At 60.3% G+C, this 5,725-nt stretch carries 5 protein-coding genes and 2 pseudogenes; 4 read left to right on the top strand and 3 right to left on the bottom strand.

Annotated features, from left to right (window positions below; all coding sequences use genetic code 11):
- Positions 1–247: pseudogene (locus C6V82_RS17945) on the bottom strand (transketolase); the annotation flags it as partial.
- A 67-nt stretch (positions 248–314) separates the two neighbouring features.
- Positions 315–1,268, bottom strand: coding sequence for a transaldolase (gene tal / locus C6V82_RS17940; RefSeq protein ID WP_102588100.1), 954 nt, complete (start codon positions 1,266–1,268; stop codon positions 315–317).
- Positions 1,269–1,603: 335 nt separating this feature from the next.
- Between tal and rpiB the strand changes: the two genes are divergently transcribed.
- The 4 genes and pseudogenes from rpiB to C6V82_RS18335 all read left to right on the top strand — a co-directional run.
- On the top strand, positions 1,604–2,089 hold the full coding sequence (gene rpiB / locus C6V82_RS17935; RefSeq protein ID WP_102588099.1) for a ribose 5-phosphate isomerase B: 486 nt from the start codon (positions 1,604–1,606) through the stop codon (positions 2,087–2,089).
- Between the two features lie 84 nt (positions 2,090–2,173).
- Entirely contained in the window at positions 2,174–3,898 is a 1,725-nt protein-coding gene (locus C6V82_RS17930) for a dihydroxyacetone kinase family protein (RefSeq protein ID WP_102588098.1), read from the top strand.
- 103 nt (positions 3,899–4,001) lie between these two features.
- Positions 4,002–4,988 (top strand): sugar-binding transcriptional regulator, encoded by a 987-nt coding sequence (locus tag C6V82_RS17925; RefSeq protein ID WP_102588097.1) that lies wholly within the window; start codon positions 4,002–4,004, stop codon positions 4,986–4,988.
- 406 nt (positions 4,989–5,394) lie between these two features.
- Positions 5,395–5,517 (top strand): annotated as a pseudogene (locus tag C6V82_RS18335) (IS3-like element ISEc25 family transposase); the annotation flags it as partial.
- 20 nt (positions 5,518–5,537) lie between these two features.
- On the opposite strand, the gene C6V82_RS18195 reads toward C6V82_RS18335, so the two are convergent.
- Positions 5,538–5,725, bottom strand: a 188-nt coding sequence (locus C6V82_RS18195) for a hypothetical protein (RefSeq protein ID WP_219908169.1), incomplete at its 5' end; no start/stop codon positions are given.

Below are 5,725 nucleotides of genomic sequence, written 5' to 3'. Positions count from 1 at the left end.
CGAGTTCATAGCCGGTCAGGTGCAGCAGCGAGTAGAGCAACATGGAGCCGTGGCCGTTGGAGAGCACGAAGCGGTCGCGGTCGGGCCACTTGGGGTCGGCCGGATTGTGCTTGAGATGGTCGTTCCAGAGCACTTCGGCGATGTCGGCCATGCCCATGGGGGCGCCGGGGTGGCCGGACTTGGCCTTCTGGACGGCATCCATGGACAGGGCGCGAATGGCATTGGCCAGTTCAAAACGGGACGGCATATCGACTCTTTCCCTTGGTTGATTGTTGTTGATGACGGTGCTGGGGTGTTGCTCTTGGTGACAAGTATCAGGCGGTGAGGCGTTTGGCGATGAGCGACTCGAGCTTGCGTTGATCGGAGGCGAAGCGACGGATGCCCTCGGCAAGTTTCTCGGTGGCCATGGCGTCCTCGTTGTGCTCCCAACGGAACTCGGCCTCGGTGAGGAGGGCTGGGAGTTGACCGTCAGCGCTTTCCGGTGCAACACCGCGCACCACTTCGCCTTCGGCAGCTGCCAGCGCTTCAAGCAGTTCCGGTGAAATGGTCAGTCTTGGGCAGCCGGCCAGGGCGAGTACCTGGCCGCTGGTGCGGAAGCTTGCACCCATCACAACGGTATCGAAGCCGCCCTGGGTGGCCCGCTGGCAGACGCTGCGCACGAACTGTACGCCTGGGTCGTTTTCGGGGGTGAAGTCCTGGCCGGTCGTCTGCTTGTACCAGTCGGTGACCCGGCCGACGAAGGGTGAAACCAGGAACACGCCGGCGTCGAAGCAGGCCTGGGCCTGGGCCTCGCTGAACAATAGGGTCAGGTTGCACTGGATACCCTCTCGCTCCAGCACCTCGGCGGCGCGGATGCCTTCCCAGGTGGCGGCCAGCTTGATCAGCACACGATCGCGCCCAATGCCGTGTCGTTCATACAGCTCGATCAGCTCATGGGCCTTACGGATGCTGGCTTGGGTATCGAAGGAGAGACGGGCCGCCACCTCGGTGGAAACGCGACCGGGGACCACCTCGGCGATCTGGCTGCCCATGGCCACGGCTAGGCGATCGACGGCGTATTCGGCCCGGGGTTGGAGGTCACCGCCCTCGGCGCGAATCGTCGCCAGTTCCTCGTCGATCAGCGGCTGGTAATTGGGGAGTTCGAAGGCCTTGAGGATCAGCGAGGGGTTGGTGGTGGCGTCCTGTGGCTGGTAGCGCCGGATGGCCTCGAGGTCGCCGGTGTCGGCGACCACCAGGGAGTATTGGCGCAAGGTATCGAGCTGGGACATGCGGCCTCCTGTCGGTAATTTATGAACGATGGATGATCAGATGATTGGATATTTTATCACCAATTGTCAAACGGTCCGTCTTATTCGTGCGGTTTTCTAGGGTAGACTAAAGGCTTAATAAAAGGTGCTTCTGAGGAAAATCCCGAAAAAATATATTAATATCAGTTGCTTGAAGAAGAATGGCGTCTTGGTTGATTGCTGTGAGGTTTTCAATAGCAAGATGATCGCATGATCATAGTATTTACAAATGCTCGGCTGATGGTAAATTGAATGGCATCGGTTCAGTACGCGCCGCTGGGTTCGAGCGCCAATACCATCATCAAGGGAGAGCATTCATGTCTGACGCCAACCAGACGCCTGACCTCAAGGTCGCCATCGGCGGCGATGAGGCAGCCTTCGATCTCAAGGAGGCCTTGGCCATCCATCTGCGCGACCTCGGCTATGAGGTCGTGGATTTTGGTACTTTCGATGCGGAGCCAATCTTGTACCCCGATGTGGCCTTCGAGGTGGCTGCGGCAATCAAGGAGGGGCGTTTCGACCGGGGTGTGTTGCTGTGCGGTACCGGCATCGGAGTGGCGATTTCCGCGAACAAGGTGCCCGGTATTCGTGCCGCGCAAGCGCATGACACCTATTCCGCTGGCAAGGCGCGCACCAGCAATGATGCGCAGATCGTTACCCTGGGTGCGCGCGTCGTGGGGGCTGAATTGGCCAAGGATATCGTCTCGACTTTCCTCGCCAAATCGTTTGCTGGCGGCTCTTCCACACCGAAGGTAGAGAGAATCAAGGAATATGAGTCGCGCCTGGAAAGTGCAAGGCACTGACTCTGTCAATCAACAACAATTATGGCGAGCCGGTGGCGAGCCCTGTGGGTGCCGGCCTGCCTTCAACAAAAGAGGCACGTTTCCATGACACGCTTGTTCAATGATCCTAGTGACTTCCCTGACGAAGCCCGGCTCGGGCTGGTGGCCGCGCATCGCGATAAATTGATGGCCGTGCCTGGCGGGGTGGTACGCAGCACCCGCAGTGAGCCCGGAACCGTCGCAGTGGTGATCGGCGGGGGGAGTGGTCATTACCCGACCTTCGCCGGCCTGGTCGGGCAAGGGCTTGCTCATGGTGCGGTCATGGGCAACCTGTTCTGTTCTCCCTCGGCGCAGCAAGTCTATTCCGTGGCCAAGGCGGCGAACAACGGCGGCGGCGTCCTGTTGACCTTTGGCAACTATGCGGGTGATGTCCTGCACTTCGGTGAGGCTCGCGAAAGACTGGTCGCGGAGGGAATCCCCTGCGAGATAGTGACCATTACCGATGATGTGGCCAGCGCGCCGCTGAACGAAATCGACAAGCGGCGTGGCATCGCCGGCGATCTGACGGTCTTCAAGGCCACCGCTGCAGCCGCCGAAGAAGGCAACAGCCTGGCCGAGGTCGTGGTCGTGGCGCGAGAAGCGAATCACCGCACGCGCTCCTTCGGGGTGGCCTTCGATGGGTGCACTCTGCCGGGTGCGAGTGATGCCCTGTTCCATGTGCCTGAAGGCAAAATGGCCATTGGCCTGGGTATCCATGGCGAACCGGGGATCAGCGAAGCCGATGTACCAAGCGCCAATGGGTTGGCGGAAATGCTGGTTGCCCGACTCCTCGATGAACTGCCGGAAGGGGTGACGCTTGCTGGCGCCCGGGTGGTACCGATCCTCAACGGGCTCGGCACCGTCAAGTATGAAGAGCTCTTCGTCGTTTATCGGCGCGTGGATGAGCTGCTGCGTGAGGCCGGGGTGAGAATCGTCGAGCCGGATGTGGGAGAGTTGGTCACCAGTCTGGACATGGCCGGGGTGTCGCTGACGCTGTTGTGGCTTGATGACGAAATGGAGCGGCTCTGGACAGCGCCGGCGGATGCGCCGGGCTACCGCAAGGGCAGCGTGCGGCCTGCCGAAGCGATCGATGCGTCGGAAGTGGAGGTTGTTGTCCAGGGCGAGATACCCGAAGCCAGCCAGGCCTCCAGGGAGTTGGCGGATGGTGTGGTGGCGGCCCTGGAGGCGCTTGCCGTCACGGTTGATGAAAATGCCGAGATGCTCGGGCGAATTGATGCGGTGGCGGGTGATGGCGACCATGGCATCGGGATGCAGCGCGGCAGCAAAGCTTGCCTGGAGGCGGCCAGGCAGGCCCAGTCCGATGGTGCGGGCGCCGAAACGGTGCTGCGCTTTGCGGGCGAGCGTTGGGCCGACAAGGCGGGCGGCACGTCAGGAGCGATCTGGCGAGTGATCCTGACCTCCATAGGCGAGGCCTTGGGTGACGAGCATCCGCTCGTTGCCGAACGCTTGGCGGCGGGGGTGTCGGCCGCCAGTGACAATGTCATGAGCTTTGGCAAGGCCAAGCCCGGTGACAAGACGCTGGTCGATGTGCTGGTGCCATTCTCCGAGAGTCTGTCCGCATCTGTGGCCTCGGGAGAAGGGGTTGTCGCGGCTTGGAAGAAGGCATCCGAGCGGGCGGGTGAGGCCGCTGAGGCCACCGCCGAACTGCTGCCCAAGGTTGGGCGTGCAAGACCACTGGCCGAAAAAAGCCTGGGCACCGTGGATGCGGGTGCTACATCTCTGGCGCTGATCACCCGTTGCCTGATACCGGTATTGAAGCGTTGTGGGTAACGCCAAGCCCGTCATCCAAAGGTCAAGGCTCCCGCCCGGTGCGGGAGTCTCGCTTTTTTAGGATATGCTAGTGTCCGCCAGAAAAAGCGATGGGATAAACAAGATGAATGAGCGTCAAGACACCGCTGATATCGATTTGATGACCGAGATATCCACCCTCTATTACGTGCAGGGTGAGACCCAGGAAGTGATCGCCAAGCGGCTGGGGCTGTCCCGAATTCGGGTGGGGCGCTTGCTCAAGCGCGCTCAGGTGGAGGGTATCGTGGATGTCAGGGTGCGCCAGCATCCGGCGGTCAGTGCCGAGATCGAGTTCGAGTTGAAGCGTCGCTTTGGTCTGAAGCGGGCCCTGATTGCGCTGGATAACGCCGACCCGGATGTCCAGCGCGCTTCGGTAGCCAGCCTGGTGGCCGACCACCTGTCGCGCAGTCTCGCCGATGGCCAGATTGTTGCCGTGGGCATGGGGCGTAACGTTGGGGCGGTGGCCGACAATGTCTTCGGTGCCGAGTCACTCAATGTTTCCTTCGTCTGTGCCATCGGTGGTTCGTTACGGGCTGGCGAATACATGAACCCGGACCATATCTGTCGACGCATGGCGAGCAAGTTCGGGGGCGATAGTGAAACCCTCTACGCACCGGCATTGGTACAGAACAGCGAGTTGCGTGATGCTCTCTACGACAATCCGACCGTGCGCCAGACGCTTGATCGGGCGCGCCGCGCGGATATGGCGCTGATTGGCGTTGGGGATGTCAGCGAAAACAGTAATATGGTGCGCATGGGGTGGTTCACCCCGCAGGAAATTGCCGAGGCACGGCTCTCTGGCACCGTGGGTGACATGATGGGCTACGATTTCATCGACATTCATGGCCGCCCCTCGGCCACCCCCATGCAAGGCCGGGTAATCGGCCTGAATATCCAGGACCTGACCCGGGTGCCGGATGTCATCGCCATCGCCAGCGAAAACACCAAGGCGGTGGGTATTCTCGGTGCACTGCGTACCGGGGTGATCGACACCCTTGCCACTAGTACCTCCAATGCGCACACCATCATTCGCCTCGATGAGGCGACCCGTAGAGGGGCGGCGGTCGTTTAAACAGAGGCCTTTTGATGCTGAGTAAGCTGGGGTTTTTTGTTGGGATGAGTGTATTTAAGGATGCGGTATCCGTACCAGCACGTTTTTCAGGCAGGCTGACCGTTCAGCTTGGCGTATTGAATCAGGCTCATGTGATGGCGACACGCTGACTACTGCTCAGCTCCCCAGCAAACAGAACGAACCGAGCTGCGGAGAACCAAGGAAGCGCTAGGTGATGTCCACCTGCAGATACATGCACGAATTACGTAGCACCTCCTGTTCGATGAGGACGAGAGCTCATGTCAGGGTAGTTGGTGGGGTTGAGGTGAACCGTATCGGGATTCCCGGAGGCTCCAAACCTTGAGAGGATAGAGTCATGAACACATCAAAACGATACTCCCCCGAGGTTCGCTAGCGTGCGGTACGCATGGTTTTCGACCACGAGGCCGACTACCCCTCGCAGTGGGCGGCCATCGGCACCATTGCCTCCAGGATCAGCTGCACGCCGGAAACTCTGCGGAGCTGGTTCCAGCAGGCCGAGCGAGAAGCGTTGCATTATGAGCAACAGGGTCATGCCATGAATGCGTACTGAAGCAAACCAACCGTGCTCTGAGAAAGCCGGAGCGATCCAAACACTCCCGTCATCAAGGACAGGAACATCGCTACGATAGACAGGATGGCGACCCACTTGGCTAGCCGGTAGATCGCCAATTTTGAGCTCACTAACAGTGAAGTGGCCTTGGCCACTCCACTGTTAC

The sequence above is a fragment of the Halomonas urumqiensis genome, assembly GCF_003028575.1.
Lineage (GTDB): Bacteria > Pseudomonadota > Gammaproteobacteria > Pseudomonadales > Halomonadaceae > Halomonas > Halomonas urumqiensis.
The sequence above is the reverse complement of the archived record's forward strand: the minus strand, read 5'-3'. Positions and strand labels throughout refer to the sequence as shown.

Coding starts and splice junctions, on each gene's coding strand:
- tal (WP_102588100.1), bottom strand. CDS start 1,268: ATGTCCCAGCTCGATACCTTGCGCCAATACTCCCTGGTGGTCGCCGAC.
- rpiB (WP_102588099.1), top strand. CDS start 1,604: ATGTCTGACGCCAACCAGACGCCTGACCTCAAGGTCGCCATCGGCGGC.
- C6V82_RS17930 (WP_102588098.1), top strand. CDS start 2,174: ATGACACGCTTGTTCAATGATCCTAGTGACTTCCCTGACGAAGCCCGG.
- C6V82_RS17925 (WP_102588097.1), top strand. CDS start 4,002: ATGAATGAGCGTCAAGACACCGCTGATATCGATTTGATGACCGAGATA.